We start from the raw sequence: 19,156 nt of genomic DNA, 5'->3' as shown, positions 1-19,156 counted from the left end.
AAATAATCCTCTTTTATAAGAGATAGACTAAACAGGGTACTTGTAATACTTTTACACGAAGCAAATTTACTTAGAATGAAAATACAGCAACACTTTCTTTTATTCCGATTCTTTTCAGTATATGATAGATACTGACACAATTTACGAAGGAGACTTATTTCCATGTCTAATTTAGAAAATAATGAGCAAGCAGTTCCAAAGAAAGTCAGTCTTCAAGAAGCGATGAAACAGATGCTCGCTAACAAGAAGCAAGGACAGACAGCTGGTAAAACAGACAATGGTCTTGTCAAAAATACAAAAGCAATGAAAAGCCAGCAGACGAAAAAACCAAACAATCAACGACGAAGAACAGGTGTATAATAGTTTTTTTGGGAATTTATTATTATAATATATTCAGTTCCTGAAAATATTGACGAGAACAGCACTTGTGAATACGTAAAAAACAAGGCTTTCAAATCGTTCGAAACAAATTGTGCTACAAGGAGGTTTAAAAGATGGAGCATAACACGTCTAACTTCATTCGAAATATTGTAAAAGAAGATCTAGAAACAGGTAAGCGCGATTATGTTATTACCCGCTTCCCGCCAGAGCCAAACGGCTACTTGCATATTGGTCATGCAAAATCGATTGTATTAAACTTTGAACTGGCAGATGAATTTAAAGGAAAAACAAATTTACGATTCGATGATACGAATCCTTTAAAGGAAGATGTCGAATATGTAAACTCCATTAAGGAAGACGTAACATGGCTCGGCTACGACTGGGACGGCTTATTCTTCGCTTCTGACTATTTTGAAGAAATGTATGAGCGCGCAGTCCTTCTCATTAAAAAGGGACTGGCTTATGTGGATGACCTATCAGCAGCGGAAATCCGTGAATACCGTGGTACTCTTACACAGCCTGGCAAGGAAAGTCCATTCCGTAATCGTTCTATCGAGGAAAATCTCGACCTATTTAACAAGATGCGCAACGGGGAATTTAAGGACGGCGAAAAGGTATTACGGGCTAAAATCGACATGACCTCACCTAATATCAATCTGCGCGACCCTGTTATTTACCGTATTGCTCATGCAACGCACCATAATACAGGCGATGCATGGTGCATCTATCCAATGTACGCATTCGCCCACCCTCTTGAGGATGCAATTGAGAATGTTACGCACTCTATTTGTACAACAGAGTTTGAAGATCAACGTCCTTTATACAATTGGATTATCGAGAATTGTGAAACAGAAAGCAAACCGCAGCAAATTGAATTTGGTCGCTTAAATCTCACAAACACTGTTATGAGCAAACGAAAGCTAAAGCAATTGGTAGATGAAGGTATAGTAGATGGCTGGGATGATCCACGTATGCCGACAATTTCCGGCTTGCGCCGAAAAGGCTACACACCGGAAGCTATTCGTACATTCTGCCGTGAAATTGGTGTCGCAAAGGCATTCAGCACAGTTGACTCGCAGATGCTGGAGCATTTTGTCCGCGAAGACTTAAAATTAAAAGCACCGCGCACGATGGGGATTGTTCGACCATTAAAGGTTGTTATTACAAACTATCCGGAAGGCGAAGTGGAATGGCTCGATGCGGAAATTAACCCAGAAAATCCTGAAATGGGTATAAGAAAAATTCCGTTCTCTCGTGAAATTTACATTGAGCAGGATGACTTTATGGAAAACCCGCCAGCAAAATATTTCCGTCTCTTCCCTGGCAATGAAGTACGCCTAAAGCATGCATACTTCATTAAATGCAATGATGTTGTGAAGGATGAAAATGGAAATGTGATTGAACTTCACTGTACGTATGATGTGGAAACAAAGAGCGGCAGCGGCTTTACAGGACGTAAGGTAAAAGGAACGATTCACTGGGTTGAAGCTTCCAAAGCGATATCAGCTGAATTCCGTTTATATGAGCCGCTTATTCTAGATGATCAAAAACAAGAAGAAGGTGAAACCTTCCTTGATCATATAAATCCAAATTCCTTAGAAATTCTACAAGGCTATATTGAGGAAAATATGAAGGATGTACAGCCTCAGGATAAATTCCAATTTTTCCGTCACGGTTACTTTAATGTAGATCCTAAACATACATCGAAGGATCATATAGTGTTTAACCAAATTGTTTCCTTGAAAAGCTCATTTAGAATATAATAAGTAGAAATGAGGCTGTGAAAAAATTCTCCACAGCCTCATTTTATGTTTATATACCTTATGCCACTAAATTTGCGCTTTTCAATACCTCTTCCAGCTTTAGAAGAGCTTCCGCCTCATCTTGTCCTTCCGCAGAAATCTTTACTTTCGCTCCTGCTGGAATCCCAAGAGCCATTACACCCATAATCGATTTCAAGTTTACTATTTTCCCGTTGTACTCCAGTGTAATTTCAGATGCGCATTTACTCGCCTGGCTCACTAATACAGTTGCAGGTCGTGCGTGAATCCCTGCCTCCTCAATCACTGTAAATGTTTTTTCAACCATAATCAATCTCCTGACTATTTATATTTATACCCGATCCTTAGAGGTTGTAACATACTCATACAACTCTACAAATTCCATTGCTAAATCCTTTATCATAATCGCATTCATTAAATGGTCTTGAGCATGAACCATTAAAAGAGAAATCTCGTTCTTTTCTCCTCTAATTTCACCTTGAATTAAAGAAGTTTGTATATGATGAGCCTGATTTAATGCCTCGCCAGCCTCTTGAATCTTTTCTCTTGCAGTTGCAAAATCCCCTTTCTTTGCTGCTGCAATAGCCTCCATTGCTGAGCTTTTACCATTTCCCCCATGAAGGATAATTTGAAAGACAACTTCTTCTGAATTTCCCACAACCTTTTCCTCCTTTGAACTATGAGCAAACTCGCTTATTCTATTTTAGCTGTTAATTGCTCTGCAACCTTCACTACTTCTTCCCCATTGCACATTCCATAGTGAACAGGATTAATTACATCAACTGGAACCCCCTTCTGTTGCCCTAGCTGTTTCAGCTGTGGCAGCAAGAAACGCACTTGCGGACCTAGCAATAACACGTCAGCACTATCAATATGATTTTTCACTACATCCCCTGGAACTGCCCAGATTTTATACGACTTCCCTTGCGCTTCTGCACTTTTCTCCATTTTCGTTACTAATAAGCTAGTCGACATTCCTGCTGCACAACATAATAAAATATTCATATAAGGATTCCTCCATTTATTTAATAATTGAGATGAAATTGTGTTTTTTTGATGATTTCATTCTATTATAAAAACGCTTACAATTAAACATATGCTTTTTCCGTTATGTAACGGAAAGTTTAAATACAAGATAACTACTGTCTGGAAACTTATACCTTCCTGCAGTGGTACAAAAAGGCTGGTCCTGGTACAATTTGATTCGTACCGGAACCAGCCTCTCTATTATGCTTCAACCTTTGCAAAAAATTGTGGTAAATAATCTTTATGTGCTTCTAGCATTTCATCCAAGATTTTTTTACCAACCTTATCGGAAGGAACAAGCGGGTTAATTGTCATAGCAAGTAAAGCTGTATCATAGCTGCCTGTTACAGCTGCTTCGGCAGCTACACGTTCAAAGGACTTGATTTGCTGTACGAGTCCTCGGACTGCAACTGGTAAATCTCCGCTAATGATTGGCTTTGGACCTTCTTTTGTAATTACACAGCTCACCTCAACAGCAGAGTCATGTGGAATGCTTGCAATCGCACCGTTATTAATCGTATTAACCGGTTGAATATCACGTTTATCATTATAGATAGAAGAAATTAGACGAACAGCTGCATCGCTATAGTAAGCCCCGCCGCGTTGCTCTAATTGAGGCGGCTTCACAGCCAAATTAGGATCTTTGTACAGCTCAAATAATTCATCCTCAAGCTGCTTGACCACTTCTGCTCTTGTTGTACCCTCTTTAAAGTTTTTCAGCTCTTTTTGAAGCATTTCATCTTTTTTGTAGTAGTACAAATGATATGGACAAGTTAAAGCGTTGAGCGCTCGAATGAATTCCGGTTCCCATCCTTGTCCTTCTACATTTTTAACAAAGCTGCTGTTTTCTGGATTTGATAGCATTTCAATCACTTTATCTTTTACACTTACTCCATCTACATACACATCTAATCCGTATACCATATGGTTTAGACCGGCGAAATCAATACGAATGCGGGAATGCTCCACATCTAGCAGCTTTGCAATCCCCATTTCAATTCCAATCGGAACATTACATAAACCAACGATTTTCCTATGATCTGTATAACGAAGAACAGCCTCTGTTACCATACCAGCCGGGTTTGTGAAGTTAATTAACCAAGCATTTGGACATAATTCCTTAATATCCTTTACAATATCCAAGATAACTGGAATTGTGCGTAATCCTTTAAATAGTCCACCTGGACCATTTGTCTCTTGTCCTAATACTCCATGGCTTAAAGGAATTCTTTCATCCTTCGCACGAGCATCAAGTAATCCTACACGAAACTGAGTTGTAACAAAGTCTGCATTAGGCAAGGCCTCTCTTCGATTTAACGTTAAATGTACCTCGATATCTAGACCTGCTTTTTCAATCATACGCTTAGCAAGGTTTCCTACAATTTCTAACTTTTCTTTTCCTTCTTCTACGTCTACTAACCATAATTCACGTACAGGCAGTTCCTCATAGCGTTTAATAAAACCTTCTACTAATTCCGGTGTATAGCTTGATCCTCCACCAATCGTTACAATTTTGATACCTTGTTTCAATGTATTGTTTTCCATAGTAATCCTCCTCTTTAAATAAGTGGTATGTATATAGTGATTCCAACCAGTTTATGCGTTATAACACCGGGAAGAGCCCTAGCTATGAGCACATCCCGGAGAAAACATGTTACTCAAATCGTCTTCGTCTACATTCATAGCTAAATTGCTCAAACACTGACACCTTGGGGTAACTTTATTAGCTCATACATATCTACCATCTCTGTTGCTAGATCCTTCATTGTGATCGCATTCATTAAATGGTCTTGCGCATGAATCATAAGAAGAGAAATTTCTGTCTTCTCCCCGCGAATCTCCCCTTGAATTAAGGATGTTTGGAAATGATGAGCCCCATTGAGCTCCTCTCCAGCTTCCTTCAGCTTCTCTCTTGCTTCTGCAAAATTACCCTGTTTCGCCGCTGCGATAGCTTCCATTGAGGAGCTTCTTCCATTTCCGGCATGAAGGATGATTTGAAAAATCACTTCTTCTAAGTTGCTCATGATATATTCCTCCTTTATGAAATCAATTTGACACAGATAAAATGTATGTCAGGCAGGTTGTCTCCTGCCTGATATAGACAAATTGTTTGAAAAGAGCTTATGCAATCTTATTACCTGTTGCATCACTTCCGCCTTCTTCAACGAAATTCTTCTTATCCCACATTTTGAAGAATGGATAGTACATACAAAACGCAATCGCGATATTTACCAGCTGCATCACAGCCCCGGAAATTTTCCCGCCTGTAGCTAAATATCCTGATAGAAGCGGCGGCATTGTCCAAGGCACTGCAATTCCCGCTGTTTTAGCAACTAAGCCCGTTGACATTCCAATATATGTTGCGATTACTGTAAGAATTGGTGTTAAGACGAACGGGATAATCAGCATAGGGTTCATAACAATCGGCATACCAAAGATAATCGGTTCATTGATATTAAAAATAGCGGGTCCAATTGCTAATTTTCCTAATTGCTTTCCTTGCGTACTTCTAGAACGTAGAACCATAGCTACTACAAGCGCCAAAGTAGCACCGCTTCCACCAATGTTAATAAAGTTATCAAAAAATTGCTGTGTTACAATATTCGGTAATGCCTCATGATTTTGGAAGGCTAAACGGTTTTCATCCATTGCGCCATACCAAATCGGTGCCATTACACCACTTACAATGTTAGATCCGTGCAAGCCGCAAGACCATAACAATACAACAACTAGCTCAGCGACAATACTTCCACCTAATGTTCCACCTAGGATACCAAGCGGCTTTCCTAATACTTCTCCGATAATATTGTGTAAGCTTTGAAAATCTGTTTGTTCAACAAGTAAACGTAGTACCCAAATCAATGTAATAACTGCAAATCCAGGAATGAGTGCGGCAAATGATTTTCCTACAGATGGCGGTACTCCATCTGGCATTTTAATGATGATATCCTTTTGAATAATCCAACGATAAATTTCAGTAGAAAGCATTGCGATAAGCATTGCAACGAATAATCCTTTACTTCCCATTAAAGCAGTAGGAATTCCACCATCTACCAAAATAGCTTCCTTTGCTCCCTCTGCAAGGAAGGATACTTTGTACGGCGTTGCCAGTAAGAAAGCAGCAACAGAAATAGCTCCTGCTGATAGTGCGTCTACTCCATATTTTTCAGCTAATCGATAGGCAATCCCAAATGCGGCAATAAGCGCCATAATGTCGAATGTTGCTCCTACAGGATATGAAAGCTTCGTTGCCCATTGATCTCCAAATATTCCTGCCATAAATTCGTTATAGCCTGGTATCGGCAAGTTCGCCAGAATTAAGAAAACAGAACCGATGATGATAAGGGGCATAGAGAGTACGATTCCATCGCGCAGGGCTTGTAAATGACGTTGCCCTGCGATACGACCAGCGATTGGCATAACCTTATTTTCTAATACATCTGTAAATTTGCTCACAGCATTCACGCTCCTATTTAGAAACTAATTGTTCTGCAAATTTCACTACCTCTGCACCGTTACAAGTTCCATAGTGAACTGAGTTAATCACATCAACCGGAATACTTTTCTCTTCTCCTAATTTTTTTAATTGAGGAAGCATATAGCGTACTTGTGGGCCTAACAACAAAATGTCTGCTTGATCAACATGATTTCGTACAGAGTCACCTGAAACAGCCCAGATCTTATACTCTTTACCTTGCTCTTGTGCACTTTTCTCCATTTTTGTAACTAGTAAACTTGTAGACATTCCTGCAGCGCAGCATAATAAAATATTCATGTAAAATTCCTCCTTGGCTATATTCTACTTTTTGTAATCATGCATGAAAGCGTTTCCTTTTCGTGTCTTTATATTAACTTGAAAGCGATTTCAACTACACATAACCTTTTTCCGTTACACAACGGAAAAAGATAATAGAATCTTTAGACTATTTATTAGGTTAAATGGTACTAACTAGAACTATAAAACTGTTCACTGTATAAGCACTGATGCCCTATCTATCCCTGGAAACATGGAAGTACAACTCCCCCACTTACCCTTCGTCACTATAAGCAGTCCTCGGATTGATAAGAAAACTCGCCGATTGGCGAGCCCTGCTCTTGGGCGAAGACAGAGGCTTAGTTGCACTTATACTTTATTCCTAAAATTCCCCACTACGTCGAATGAACTTCTAGCTAGGAATTTATACTTTCTTGAAGTGCAAAAGAATATTCTTTGTAGAAGAAGGCTGGGTCACATAACTCTCCGCAATAAAAAAATCCCCCGCTACAATCGTTCATAACAGAGGAATATTCCATAACTATTATCTTTTCCCTAAAAACACGCGAGTAAATTCGTTATAGTTCTTACATTTCAATAATTGCTGCACCAAACTCTGATCCTCTACTACCTTTCCTAGCAAATTATACATTTTTTGCAGGTCTGTTGTGCTGTTTTTTTCTACACTTAACAAACAGACAAACTGGACCTGTTTGTCCTTCCACAATATAGGTCTTTGTAACGTACAAATAGACCAAAAGGTAGTATCTGTCTCCGGCATAATAGGATGAGGGATAGCTACTAAATTACCAAAGCTAGTAGGTGACATAGCTTCCCTTTGAAATACAGAATCTATAAATCCCTCTTTAACAAGCCCCTGCTTCTGGAGATTATCCCCTAAAAACCGCAACACTTCTTCCTTTGTTTCAAACCTTTGTTGAAGGAACACCAATTCTTCTCTTGTGTATTCCAGTGTTTCATTAGAATGATCTAGCATAGTATGTTCAATCTTTTGAATATCATTTCCATCTAGAATGGTATTCACTTCAATGACTGGAATAGGCAAGGAGTCGGAGATTGGAATCGTACTAATGATAAAATCAAGTGTATGCATAGGTACCTGATGAAGCTTATAGTATTCCGTTGTTCCTGCTATTTCCATCCTTGAACCAAACTTGGATTGCAGCTTATAGTATACGAGCTTGGCACTTCCTACACCCGAAGCACAGACAATCATACATCTCTTTGGCTGATGCAGCATCTTTTTCCGCTCTATAGCTGCCCCTATATGAAGGGCAAGATAACCGATTTCATTTTCATCTATTTTAATTTCTAATTCTTTTTCTAAAATCATTCCAGCAAGGATTGCTGCCTCAAAAGCGAGTGGATAATTTGTTTTTATCGCTGCAAGCATAGGGTTTCGTAAATTCATTCCATATCGGTATCGATTCATTGCTGGCTTTAGGTGCAGACTAATTCCGAAAATAAGCTCTTTATCATACCTAATTCCTAAATTTAATTTACTCTCAATCCCCTCTAGAACCTTGAGTGTAAGAGGATAGATTTCCTTGTCCATTAACACTTGGAGGTTTTCTTCATCCATGTCTGTATGGGTGACTAGCTTTGTCCCTAACAAATGCATGGCAATATACGCAACCTCTGTTTGCGGAAACGATATTTGCAGGCTCTGTTCAATGGCTTCAACAATTTCTAATGCTGCTTTATATTCATATTGTTTAATAATGTGAACTAGCTCATTTCCATAGATAGACACATGATTACTACTTCTAATACGTTTACAAGCAATTGCAATATGAATAATAAGATTATTAAGTGCTACATCAGAGAGTGTGATTCCGTACTCTTTAATTTGTCCTAGGATGATATTTCGGATTATTATTATTTCTTCTTTTGCAATAATAGAAAGCTGCTCATTAATCTTATTTAGCTCTCTTGCCTTCTGATTAAATATATACTCCGACATACAAAAGCGGAGCTTAATTTCTTCCCCTTTTAGTTTCAGTCCATAATTGGGGCGCTTTTCTAAAATAATTCCGTATTGCTGCAAGATCTTTTTTACATCCCGTAAATCATTTTGAACAGTCGATTTACTAATGTATAATTCATCTGCTAAATCTTCAAGCTTCATATACTCATTTGTAAGCAGCAAACGCTGCAAGAGATACTGAACACGCGCTTCCTGTGTGTCTGGGATCCCACCTTGCTGCATTGATTCATCTCGGAACATTTCTTGTAGCAGCCTGTGGAAAGCCTGGTCATCCCAAACCTCTAGTTCATAGCCAGTCCCTCTTATTGATTTAACCCCAGCACCATGCTTAGAAAGCAATGTATCCAATTCCTTCATATCATTTCTGGCAGTCCGGGAGGTAACTCGATTTATGTTTGCCAAGTATTCACCTGTCACAACGGATGAAGCAGACTTCGCAGCTACTAATTCACGCAGAATCGTAGCTATTCGGGAATTACACATCATGATCACCTTCTCCCTGGATATATAATTTTTCCTTTTGATATTATGCTCAGAGCTTATTTTGCTAAAGATAAACATGACTTCAAAATTACATCCATCTACAAATAAAAAACCTAAATTACTAGAAAGTAAGAAAATAACCGTCCTACTGTTCCAGCAATTTAGGTTTTGCCTGCTTAACCAGTAACAATCCTAAGTTTTCCTCACGTTCATTTTGCATTCAAAAATTAACATGAATTTTAAAAACTGTCAACGCTTTCAAAGTGATTGGGTCAGCTTTTCAGAATACCTTAGCTTTTCTTTATAAGGGATTGCACTCTGGCCGTTAGCCTTATGCTATGTCTGAATAAACAGCTACCGCTCCTTAGCGGCGTTCTCAACCATTCTAATAAACACTGTACATTTTTTAAATACCGTTTTCATTAAATTATACACTGACAATATTTTTATTGTACACTAATACTATTTGCATTTATACTTATTTTTTCCGTTACACCTTACACCACGAAAAGAGGATAAGCGTTTCTTCCCTGTATGGCATATGAAGACGGATCATAAGAGCCAGACAGTGTTCACAAAATTATATTGTCTTATTAAATACAAAAAGGAATCAAACTGATTCCTTTTTGTTGTTTTCATATAAAAAATTCCTACGGTCCATCGCTGGAGGAAACGGAAGAGCTTGTGGAAATAACAGCAACATACGAAACCATCGCTGCCTGCTGTGCTTGAACAATGGCTTCAATTGCCGTATATAACCCTGTTTCAAGCATACGTGAATCTGATATTTTATCACTCACAAGAAAGTTTACAGCCATCATGAAGTTTACATCTCGATAAGCTTTAAATCGTTTTTCATGATTTAAATGCTCCATAGCTTTACCAACCTCTTCTATGACCTCCGTGCCGTCCTCTAATAGCGCAAGTAAGCCTATCGTAGAATAATGCATCTTCTTTACCTTCTGCCCCGATTGCTTCAGGGCTTGCAGTAATACAGCGCAGCGTCCAATCAAAATATCCTGCCCTACTTCACGATGCAAGGAGAGAATATGGCTTAGAAATTGCAAATCATTTCCCTTTGAAAAGCCTGCCCTACTTAGCTTTTCATAGAAGTCCTCCATCCGTTCAAGCAGGAGCTCTACAGGTTCCTCATGCTTTCCGAGAAGCACCGCCAATGGATAGTCACTGCTTGATGTTAGAAACTTATGCTTTGCCTTCATTCCTTTATATATAGTTAACGACCGTGTAAGAATCTCCCCATACTCCTCTCGATTAGACAACATTGCTGCCGCTGCAATATAAGTGAAGATTCCTCTCGAAAAGCCGCCAGCTACAAGCTTGTCATACAGTTCTAGCAGTCTATGAAATGCTTCAATCGGCTGCTCAAAACGTACATCAAGCATAGCTGCTATTGTAAAACGTGAATACGATTTCAGCGGTGAGAAGAAACCAGCCTGCGCTTTCACATATTGACTCAGCTCGAAAAACTGCGGGAAGTGAAACGGCTTATCATTTACAACATACATAGACGCAACAATCATTAATGTGCGTTTATCATTAATCTTCCATCTTAGCTTTTCTTTCAATTGTTCATATATATGCTTATATTCATCTAGTTTCTCCTGTACCACTGTCATCGTAATCCCCTCCCGTTCTCACAATAGCTCTTACTCATACATTCGCAACAGGAAGGGCATATTCCTTGCTTGCTTTCTATATTCTCTTAAAACCTGAGGATTCCCTAATAATTAATTCATCCTTTAATACAAACTTTTTCCTCTCCAACGTTTCCCCGTTCATCAGATTTAGTAATAAATCCATTGCCTTTTTTCCAATCTCATACTTTGGCTGGTCAATCGTTGTTATGTTAGGTTCGAATACGGAAGTCATCTTAATATTATCAAAGCCTACCACTGCTATATCCTCCGGTACACGCAATCCCTTATCTTTTACGGCTTTAATTGCTCCTATCGCCATTAAATCATTAAAGACAAAAACGGCAGTAGGCGGAACCTCTAGCTCAAGCAAATGCAGCATTTGATTGTAACCGGACTCAAGGCTAAAATCGCCTTCCTTAATGTACAAAGGGTCAATGGGCAATTGGTGACTGATCAGGGCTTGTTCATAGCCCTTCAGTCGATCTCGGCTTAATATAACATTCATAGGTCCCGCTATATGTGCAATTCTAGTATGGCCCAGCTGGATAAAATGTTCAGTTGCTTTTCTAGCTGCACTAATATTGTCAATAGACACAGTCGGAACATCCAGTTCATCAATATACTCACAGGCGAGCACCACTGGAAATTGATTTGCAATCTCTTCTAAACGTGCTCGATCCATTCTGGCTGTTAATAAAATCATGCCATCCGCTTGCTGCTGAAGTAACAACTCAATATATTCATGTTCCCTGTTGATATTGTTCTCTGTATCCCCTAAAATCACCCGATAGCCACTTTCAAGTGCTATATGCTCAATTCCTCTAAGCACTTCTGAAAAGAAAGGACTTGTGACGTCTGGAATGACAACTAAAACTGTTTTTGTTTCTTTTGTCCTAAATTGTCTGGCCACCATGTTCGGCTGATAATTCAGCTCTTTAATAGCCGCCAACACCTTTTCTCTTGTATCCTTACTTACCTTATCCGGTTTTCTGAGAACCCGGGAAACAGTTGCTGTAGATACATTTGCACGCTTTGCCACATCAATCATTTTCATCATCTATATTCACTCTTCCTCTTGATGTAATCGATTACAAAGAAACTTATAATAAATAATTATCTATTTAACACAAGTAGCTTAAATAGAAAGATACTTCTTATATGATAACGGATAATGACTAAAAGAATCAACTACCCTATAGATTCTTAAAATTCCTAACATACAGTTCTTCCTCATAAAACAACAATACCGAGCATATCTACAAAATATGCTCGGTATCTTTCAAATATCTCAGCAAGCTTTCTTTATCTTTTCAGATCAAGCTGATTGCTGATACTGCTCAAATTTTCCCTCTGTCTCCCTACCTGGCTTTGGAGTTAATAGGCTTACTACATAGATAGCAAGTAGGTTCGCAGCAAATCCTGGAAGCATTTCATAAAGTGTGTCCTTCAAAACTGGAATGCTTGTCCAGATGATAACAGTAATTGCCCCTGCCAGCATTCCCGCTAAAGCTCCCCAGCGGTTCATCCGCTTCCAGTATAGGCTCAATAAAATAACTGGTCCAAACGAAGCCCCAAATCCAGCCCACGCATATCCTACCAATGATAGAATTGTACCTGTTTTACCGTAAGCAAGCACTACAGCAACAATTGAAACAAGCAAAACAGAAAGACGGCCAACTAGGATAAGCTCCTTCTCTGTTGCAGAACGTCTAAAAAACGTCTTATATAAATCTTCAGTCAACGCACTTGAAGTAACAAGAAGCTGTGAAGAAATTGTGCTCATAATTGCTGCCAGAAGTGCCGCCAGCAAAAATCCAGTAATAATAGGATGGAATAAGATTTCACTCAATTCAATAAATACTGTCTCTGGGTTTGCTAAGTTCAACCCTTGCTTAGAGTAATAAGCAATTCCGACAAACCCTGTAAGCATAGCGCCGCCTACAGAAAAGATCATCCATCCCATCCCGATGCCGCGTGCTTTTTTAATTTCCTTCACAGAAGAAATGGCCATAAATCGGACAATAATATGCGGCTGGCCGAAATAACCAAGGCCCCATGCAAATAAAGAAATAATGCCTAAGAGACTTGTCCCTTTAAACAGATCAAACAAGGTAGGATCAATGGTTTTAATCTCAGTAAATGCTGATCCAATTCCACCAGTATGCCTAACAGTAAATAAAGGAACCATAATAAGAGCAATCACCATAATTAATCCTTGAACAAAGTCTGTCCAGCTTACCGCAAGAAACCCGCCAAACAATGTATAAAAAACAACAACACCTGCAACAATCCAAAGACCGATATGGTAGTCCAGACCAAATGTGTTTTCAAACAAGACCCCGCCGGATACCATCCCAGAGGATACGTAAAATGTAAAGAACACCATAATAATAAGTCCAGAAATTAAACGTAGCATCTTAGAAGCATCACCGAAACGGTTCTCTAAAAAAGCTGGAATAGTCATAGAATTGTTTGCAACTTCAGTATAGCTTCTTAATCGCGGCGCAACATACAGCCAGTTCGCATAAGCACCTAACGTAAGACCAATCGCGATCCAAGACGCACTAATTCCTTGAACAAACATAGCTCCTGGAAGCCCCATCAATAACCATCCGCTCATATCGGCTGCCCCTGCGCTGATTGCAGTAACTGCCGGACCAACCGTTCTTCCGCCTAGCATATAATCAGACAAACTGGACGTACGCTTGTAAGCATAGTAACCTATAATGAGCATGCCTAACATGTATACACCAATAGAAGCTAATAACTCAACCTTCATCTATATTTCCTCCTTTCACCTTTTCTAATATAATGGTTTGTCCTGAATATCGCAATAATTTATACATAATATACTCTATCGTTTTCTCTAGAAACACTGCCTGTTGAAGACTAATAAGAAGCTATTCCCATCAAATTCAAAGCACTTCTTTATGGGAAATTTCGCAGATTTTAATTATAATGAAGTACGAGGTTACAAGCGATGGAATAACCTTAAAATATAAAGAAAAATCGCGGATTGGCAAGCCCTCACCTTTGGTGAAGACAGAGGTGTAGTTGCACTTACACTGTACTCCTAAAATTTCCGACTACGCTGAATTCATCTCCAACTGGAAAATTATACTCTCTTACAATGTGAAAAACCTTGGATGTATATGCATCCAAGGTCTCTTTGTAATTATTTATTTAATTGTATAAATATTACTCAAATAGCTTTTTAATCCTTCCCATTGGCCCCTGACCCATTTCCTTTTTACCTTTGATTACATTTGTATACAAAGCGTCAATGAGGCTTAACTGAACAATTCTGGAAAAGACATCCTCAGAGCGCATTTCAACTCCATTAGAAACTGTACGCAAAAGGACATCTGCTTTCTTATTGAGAGAGGATTTTGTCAAATTAGTAATGACAATTGTCTTAGCCCCTGCTTCTTTTGCCGCCTCACAAACTTGGACCGTATCTGTATTGGCACCTGAATCTGAAATAATGACTGCTACATCCTTTTCGGTAAGCTGTGATGCCGCTCGCAGCTGTAGATATGGATCCGTATAGGCTACCGTAGTGATTCCTGAACCAATAAATTTATGATGGGCATCAAGCGCTACGATTCCTGAGCCACCTATCCCGTAAAATTCAACCCGTTCTGCCTGTAATATAGCTTTTACCGCCTTTTTGATTAGGGAAAAATCCATCATCTGAATCGTATCTTTAAAGGTCCGAATACTGGTATTAAAGATTTTTTCCGTAACGGCCCTTTCATTATCATGCTCTTGAATTTTTTCCTGAACCATTTCTCGAATCGGCAAGGCAACTTCAGAAGCCAATACAATTTTCATGGCTTGATATCCTTTAAAACCCATTCTTTGGCAAAAGCGAAAAACAGTTGAAGTTGCTACACCAATATCCTCAGAAACCTGTGTAATCGTTTGATGCATGATTTTCTCTGGAAACTGCAAAATATAATCAGCAACTTTTTTTTCTGTTTCACTAAGCTCCGGGTAAAAGGACTGGATTCTAGTGAAACACTGTTGAGGCTGTTCCATTTTTTTCACCCCTTTCCCACAGCATCTTACTCTATATTATAACTAAAATCCTTTAACAAAGAAATTTTTTTCTTGGAAACGATTGCACAAGGAATTTTTTTTCGTATAATGAACATATCAGAAAAATTTTTCTCCTCGGCTCGAGGAGAAACCGAAACAAATACGCTTATGGCTGTATGAAGAATCGGAAGGGGGATTGGAGTGGAGCACTTAGAGGCCCTAATGCAGTAACACTCTATAAGATATCGGAGGACTTACCATGTCCGAATTTATACCTATTCTAGCCACTGCCGCTGGGGTATCATTACTTCTATTCTTAGTTATTCGAACGAAGCTTCACGCGTTTGTCGCACTTCTTCTTGTTAGTTTGCTTGTTGGAGTAGCTGCAGGAATGCCTTTACATGAGGTTATTGCTTCCATGCAACAAGGTATGGGTGAAACACTCGGTTTTGTAGCAGTTGTCGTTGGTCTAGGGGCTATGTTTGGCCAAATGCTTGAGGTATCAGGCGGAGCAGAGCGTCTTGCCAAAACCCTAATAAAAAAGTTTGGAGAAGACAAAATTCCTTGGGCATTAGGTTTTACAGGGTTTCTCGTAGGGATTCCCGTCTTTTTTGATGTCGGCTTTGTTGTTTTAGTCCCCATTGTTTACCGCCTGGCAAGGAAAACCGGACGCTCCCTTCTCTATTATGGTATTCCGCTGTTTGCCGGCCTGGCTATTACCCATAGCTTCATTCCGCCAACTCCCGGTCCCATTGTTGTTGCCAATTTAATTGGTGCCGATCTTGGATGGGTCATTTTATTTGGAACCATCGCAGGCTTGCCGGCGATGATAATAGCAGGACCATTATTTGGAAAATACATTGCAAAAAAAATACATGTGGCTGTTCCGCGCTATATAAATGTAGAGGAAATTGAAGATGATCAAGAACTGCCAAGCTTTGGACTCATTGCAAATATTATTTTAGTGCCATTACTTTTGATTCTTTTGAATACAGTTTCAAAGGTTGTCTTGCAAGAAGGAAATATTATCCGCACATTCCTTGCATTCTTAGGCCACCCATTTGTCTCTTTGCTTATTTCAACAATCCTTGTATTTTACTTTTTAGGTGTTAAACGCGGATATTCAAAGCAAGAGGTACAAATGATTGCTAGCAAAGCCCTGGAGCCGGCAGGCATGATTATTCTTGTCACAGGTGCTGGCGGTGTATTTAAGCAGGTTCTAATGGATTCTGGCGTAGGAAAGATATTAGCTAATTCAATGGAACATTCTTCTCTTCCGCCCATTGTCCTTGCATTTCTAATAGCATCCGCTGTAAGAATTGCCCAGGGCTCTGCAACAGTTGCCATGGTAACATCCGGCAGCTTATTATCTCCCTTTATAATCAATCTTGGTTTAGAAGGACCCATTCTAGGATTAATTGCGATTTCCATAGCGGCCGGTGCCACCATTGCATCTCATGTAAACGATTCCGGCTTTTGGCTTATCAATCGATATTTTGGATTGGATGTAAAAGATACCCTTCGCTCTTGGACAATCATGGAAACATTAAGCTCCCTCACAGCATTTGTAGTTGTATTTTTGATTAGTTTATTTATTACTTAACAATTTGAATGTAGCAAAAGGCCTCTAACCTTTTATAGATGATCTATGCTACATAGATAGGAGACTATAATGATGAAGCAAACTGGATATATGTTAGGTGTTGATATTGGAACAACAAGTACGAAAGCGGTCCTTTTCTCAAAGGACGGCACAGTAATTACCCACCACACAGTTGAATATCCCTTATTAACTCCAACGCCTTTAACTGCTGAGCAAAACCCTGGAGAAATTTACGAAGCAGTACTAGCAACGATTAAAGAAGCGATTGGAAAAAGCTCCATTCAACCGGAGGATCTCCTTTGCGTTTCATTCAGCTCAGCTATGCACAGTGTCATTGCAATTGATGAATCAGGAAAGCCTCTTACAAATTGTATCACTTGGGCGGATAACAGAAGCACAAAGTGGGCAGAAGCGATTAAAGAGAAGTGGAATGGTCATAGCATTTACATGCGTACGGGAACACCGATTCACCCGATGTCGCCGTTATGCAAAATCCGCTGGATGAAGGAAGAAAAACCAGAGATTTTCGCAAATTCTGTTAAGTTTATTTCCATTAAAGAGTATGTATTTTATCAACTGTTTAAAGAATTTGTAGTCGATCACTCCATCGCTTCAGCAACTGGGATGATGAACTTACACAACCTAGATTGGGATGAGGAAGCACTTGAGGTGGCCGGCATTACAAGAGATCACCTATCTAAGCTCGCTCCTACCACTCACTACTTGCAGGGACTTAACGAAGATATCGCAAAGGAATTAGGAATTCTTCCTTCTACTCCTTTTGTCCTTGGCGCAAATGATGGTGTGCTATCCAATCTTGGTGTAAACGCTATTGATCCTGGAGTTGTAGCTGTAACAATTGGGACAAGCGGAGCGATTCGTACCGTAACAGACCGCCCTGTTACAGATCCAAAAGGACGCATCTTCTGTTATGCCTTAACCGAAGACCACTGGGTCATTGGCGGCCCTGTAAACAATGGCGGCATGACATTCCGCTGGGTGCGGGATACAATCGCCGCAGCTGAGGTGGAAACAGCTAAAAGCTTAGGGGTTGATCCATACGAAGTACTCACTAGAATTGCAGCACGTGTTTCTCCCGGTGCAGATGGATTGCTATTCCACCCTTATTTAGCTGGAGAACGCGCACCGTTGTGGAATGCCAATGCTAGAGGCTCCTTCTTTGGTCTAACCTTACATCACAAAAAAGAACATATGATTCGTGCTGTATTAGAAGGTGTAATTTTCAACCTATATAGCGTTTTGCTCGCACTTGAGGAGCAGATTGGTGCGCCGACGAAGGTACAAGCAACCGGCGGCTTTGCACGCTCAGAACTATGGCGCCAAATGATGGCAGATATTTTCGATCAAGAAGTGACCGTTCCAGAAAGCTTTGAAAGTTCTTGCCTTGGTGCAGCTATTCTTGGCCTATATGCCTTAAAAGAAATTGACTCACTTCGTGTTGTTTCCAACATGGTAGGAGCTACCCATACACATCGTCCGATAAAAGAGCATGTTGAAGTATATCGTGAATTAGTTCCTATTTTCCTGCGTGTTTCCCGTAAGCTGAATGAAGAATACAATGCCATTGCAGACTTTCAAAGAAAAACATTAGGTTAATTAAAAAGACATAAAAGAGTTGGTTTGAATTTTGAACCAACTCTTTTTCATTTTCCAAATAAAGAAAACTCGCCGATTGACGAGCCCTACTTATACTGTATTCTTAAAATTTCTGGCTACGTCAAATTCGCGTCTCGCTGGAAATTTATACTTTCTTACAGTGTAAAAAGAAACAGACTGCGGAGAATATCTTCCCCACAGTCTGGACTGCTAGAATTAGCAAAAGCTAGCTAATTAAAGTTTAATGGATTGTAGATTTAATCCTTCTCTAATGGACTTCAACGTTAATTCGTTGGACCATTCTGGTCTATCAGGGTAAGCGAATACTGAGTTTGTCACAATGCCATCGAACTTCATTTCTCTTAATTGTCGATATAATGCTTCAAAGTTAATTTCACCTTCACCAGGGTTCAAATGCTGGTGAATTGTTACGTTTGCATTCGGAGGATTCACAATATATCGTAATCCGAATCCTGCTTTATGATTCAAAGTATCAGCAATTAGAACATGAGCAAGTAAATCTCCTGCTTCTTCTAAGTGTTTTGCTACATCGCCAATACCATCGTCATAGAAGAAAGCATGTGCAACAGAGTATACCAGTTTAATCCAGTCTTTATCCAGTGCACGAATCATTCGAATTGCTTCTGTATTCAACTCAATAAAATCGTTAGGGTGGGATTGTAAATTAAGCTTGATGCCTTCTCTTTCAAAAATTGGCATTAGCTCTTCCATTGATTTCACAAAAGCAGCTTCACTTTCAACCGGACGGCTTTTGTCGCCGGCAAATTCGCTGTTCATTAAATC

Annotated in this window: 17 protein-coding genes; 4 read left to right on the top strand and 13 right to left on the bottom strand. The window is 39.5% G+C overall.

Annotated features, from left to right (window positions below):
* Nucleotides 1–162 precede the first annotated feature (162 nt).
* Together EP737_RS20705 and EP737_RS20700 are read left to right on the top strand one after the other, a co-directional pair.
* Complete coding sequence (locus EP737_RS20705; protein ID WP_129730539.1) at nt 163–360, top strand: hypothetical protein; 198 nt, start codon at nt 163–165, stop codon at nt 358–360.
* A gap of 134 nt (nt 361–494) precedes the next feature.
* Nucleotides 495–2,144, top strand: coding sequence for a glutamine--tRNA ligase/YqeY domain fusion protein (locus EP737_RS20700; RefSeq protein WP_129730537.1), 1,650 nt, complete (start codon nt 495–497; stop codon nt 2,142–2,144).
* A gap of 58 nt (nt 2,145–2,202) precedes the next feature.
* Here EP737_RS20700 and EP737_RS20695 read toward each other — a convergent pair whose 3' ends face one another.
* The 12 genes from EP737_RS20695 to EP737_RS20640 form a co-directional block, all read right to left on the bottom strand.
* Nucleotides 2,203–2,469, bottom strand: coding sequence for a phosphocarrier protein HPr (locus tag EP737_RS20695; RefSeq protein WP_129730535.1), 267 nt, complete (start codon nt 2,467–2,469; stop codon nt 2,203–2,205).
* A 24-nt stretch (nt 2,470–2,493) separates the two neighbouring features.
* A complete protein-coding gene (locus tag EP737_RS20690) occupies nt 2,494–2,820 on the bottom strand; it encodes a PTS sugar transporter subunit IIA (RefSeq protein WP_129730533.1) in 327 nt (108 codons plus the stop codon).
* A 35-nt stretch (nt 2,821–2,855) separates the two neighbouring features.
* A complete protein-coding gene (locus EP737_RS20685) occupies nt 2,856–3,167 on the bottom strand; it encodes a PTS sugar transporter subunit IIB (protein WP_129730531.1) in 312 nt (103 codons plus the stop codon).
* A 222-nt stretch (nt 3,168–3,389) separates the two neighbouring features.
* Nucleotides 3,390–4,718, bottom strand: a complete 1,329-nt coding sequence (locus tag EP737_RS20680; protein WP_129730591.1) for a 6-phospho-beta-glucosidase — start codon at nt 4,716–4,718, stop codon at nt 3,390–3,392.
* A gap of 164 nt (nt 4,719–4,882) precedes the next feature.
* Nucleotides 4,883–5,215 (bottom strand): PTS lactose/cellobiose transporter subunit IIA, encoded by a 333-nt coding sequence (locus tag EP737_RS20675; RefSeq protein WP_213084043.1) that lies wholly within the window; start codon nt 5,213–5,215, stop codon nt 4,883–4,885.
* A gap of 94 nt (nt 5,216–5,309) precedes the next feature.
* Nucleotides 5,310–6,608, bottom strand: coding sequence for a PTS cellobiose transporter subunit IIC (gene celB, locus EP737_RS20670; RefSeq protein WP_410776883.1), 1,299 nt, complete (start codon nt 6,606–6,608; stop codon nt 5,310–5,312).
* A 49-nt stretch (nt 6,609–6,657) separates the two neighbouring features.
* Complete coding sequence (locus tag EP737_RS20665) at nt 6,658–6,984, bottom strand: PTS sugar transporter subunit IIB (RefSeq protein WP_342046590.1); 327 nt, start codon at nt 6,982–6,984, stop codon at nt 6,658–6,660.
* Nucleotides 6,985–7,486: 502 nt separating this feature from the next.
* The gene (locus tag EP737_RS20660) at nt 7,487–9,433 is read right to left on the bottom strand and encodes a BglG family transcription antiterminator (RefSeq protein WP_129730589.1); all 1,947 of its coding nucleotides are present in this window, start codon (nt 9,431–9,433) and stop codon (nt 7,487–7,489) included.
* Nucleotides 9,434–10,083: 650 nt separating this feature from the next.
* Nucleotides 10,084–11,070, bottom strand: coding sequence for a DUF4003 family protein (locus tag EP737_RS20655; RefSeq protein WP_129730523.1), 987 nt, complete (start codon nt 11,068–11,070; stop codon nt 10,084–10,086).
* A gap of 76 nt (nt 11,071–11,146) precedes the next feature.
* Complete coding sequence (locus tag EP737_RS20650; protein ID WP_129730521.1) at nt 11,147–12,148, bottom strand: LacI family DNA-binding transcriptional regulator; 1,002 nt, start codon at nt 12,146–12,148, stop codon at nt 11,147–11,149.
* Nucleotides 12,149–12,406: 258 nt separating this feature from the next.
* Nucleotides 12,407–13,870, bottom strand: a complete 1,464-nt coding sequence (putP, locus tag EP737_RS20645) for a sodium/proline symporter PutP (protein ID WP_129730519.1) — start codon at nt 13,868–13,870, stop codon at nt 12,407–12,409.
* Nucleotides 13,871–14,289: 419 nt separating this feature from the next.
* Nucleotides 14,290–15,132: a MurR/RpiR family transcriptional regulator gene (locus EP737_RS20640; protein WP_129730517.1), complete on the bottom strand. Its 843-nt coding sequence runs from the start codon at nt 15,130–15,132 to the stop codon at nt 14,290–14,292.
* Nucleotides 15,133–15,391: 259 nt separating this feature from the next.
* Here EP737_RS20640 and EP737_RS20635 point away from each other — a divergent pair, with 259 nt between their 5' ends.
* Together EP737_RS20635 and gntK are read left to right on the top strand one after the other, a co-directional pair.
* Nucleotides 15,392–16,735 (top strand): GntT/GntP/DsdX family permease, encoded by a 1,344-nt coding sequence (locus EP737_RS20635; RefSeq protein WP_129730515.1) that lies wholly within the window; start codon nt 15,392–15,394, stop codon nt 16,733–16,735.
* 90 nt (nt 16,736–16,825) lie between these two features.
* A complete protein-coding gene (gene gntK / locus EP737_RS20630) occupies nt 16,826–18,352 on the top strand; it encodes a gluconokinase (protein WP_379947835.1) in 1,527 nt (508 codons plus the stop codon).
* Nucleotides 18,353–18,586: 234 nt separating this feature from the next.
* On the opposite strand, the gene EP737_RS20625 is transcribed toward gntK, so the two are convergent.
* The coding region (locus tag EP737_RS20625; protein WP_165350879.1) for a sugar phosphate isomerase/epimerase family protein at nt 18,587–19,156 on the bottom strand (570 nt) is incomplete at its 5' end.

Source organism: Ectobacillus funiculus (assembly GCF_004138295.1).
Taxonomy (GTDB): Bacteria; Bacillota; Bacilli; order Bacillales; family Bacillaceae_G; genus Ectobacillus; species Ectobacillus funiculus.
This window is presented reverse-complemented; position numbering and strand designations above follow the sequence as displayed.

Excerpts from the sequence above, each read along its gene's own strand:
- celB (WP_410776883.1), bottom strand. The coding sequence starts at position 6,608 with ATGCCAATCGCTGGTCGTATCGCAGGGCAACGTCATTTACAAGCCCTG.
- EP737_RS20695 (WP_129730535.1), bottom strand. The coding sequence starts at position 2,469 with ATGGTTGAAAAAACATTTACAGTGATTGAGGAGGCAGGGATTCACGCA.
- EP737_RS20635 (WP_129730515.1), top strand. The coding sequence starts at position 15,392 with ATGTCCGAATTTATACCTATTCTAGCCACTGCCGCTGGGGTATCATTA.
- EP737_RS20660 (WP_129730589.1), bottom strand. The coding sequence starts at position 9,433 with ATGTGTAATTCCCGAATAGCTACGATTCTGCGTGAATTAGTAGCTGCG.
- EP737_RS20640 (WP_129730517.1), bottom strand. The coding sequence starts at position 15,132 with ATGGAACAGCCTCAACAGTGTTTCACTAGAATCCAGTCCTTTTACCCG.
- EP737_RS20705 (WP_129730539.1), top strand. The coding sequence starts at position 163 with ATGTCTAATTTAGAAAATAATGAGCAAGCAGTTCCAAAGAAAGTCAGT.
- putP (WP_129730519.1), bottom strand. The coding sequence starts at position 13,870 with ATGAAGGTTGAGTTATTAGCTTCTATTGGTGTATACATGTTAGGCATG.
- EP737_RS20655 (WP_129730523.1), bottom strand. The coding sequence starts at position 11,070 with ATGACAGTGGTACAGGAGAAACTAGATGAATATAAGCATATATATGAA.
- gntK (WP_379947835.1), top strand. The coding sequence starts at position 16,826 with ATGTTAGGTGTTGATATTGGAACAACAAGTACGAAAGCGGTCCTTTTC.
- EP737_RS20650 (WP_129730521.1), bottom strand. The coding sequence starts at position 12,148 with ATGATGAAAATGATTGATGTGGCAAAGCGTGCAAATGTATCTACAGCA.
- EP737_RS20685 (WP_129730531.1), bottom strand. The coding sequence starts at position 3,167 with ATGAATATTTTATTATGTTGTGCAGCAGGAATGTCGACTAGCTTATTA.
- EP737_RS20700 (WP_129730537.1), top strand. The coding sequence starts at position 495 with ATGGAGCATAACACGTCTAACTTCATTCGAAATATTGTAAAAGAAGAT.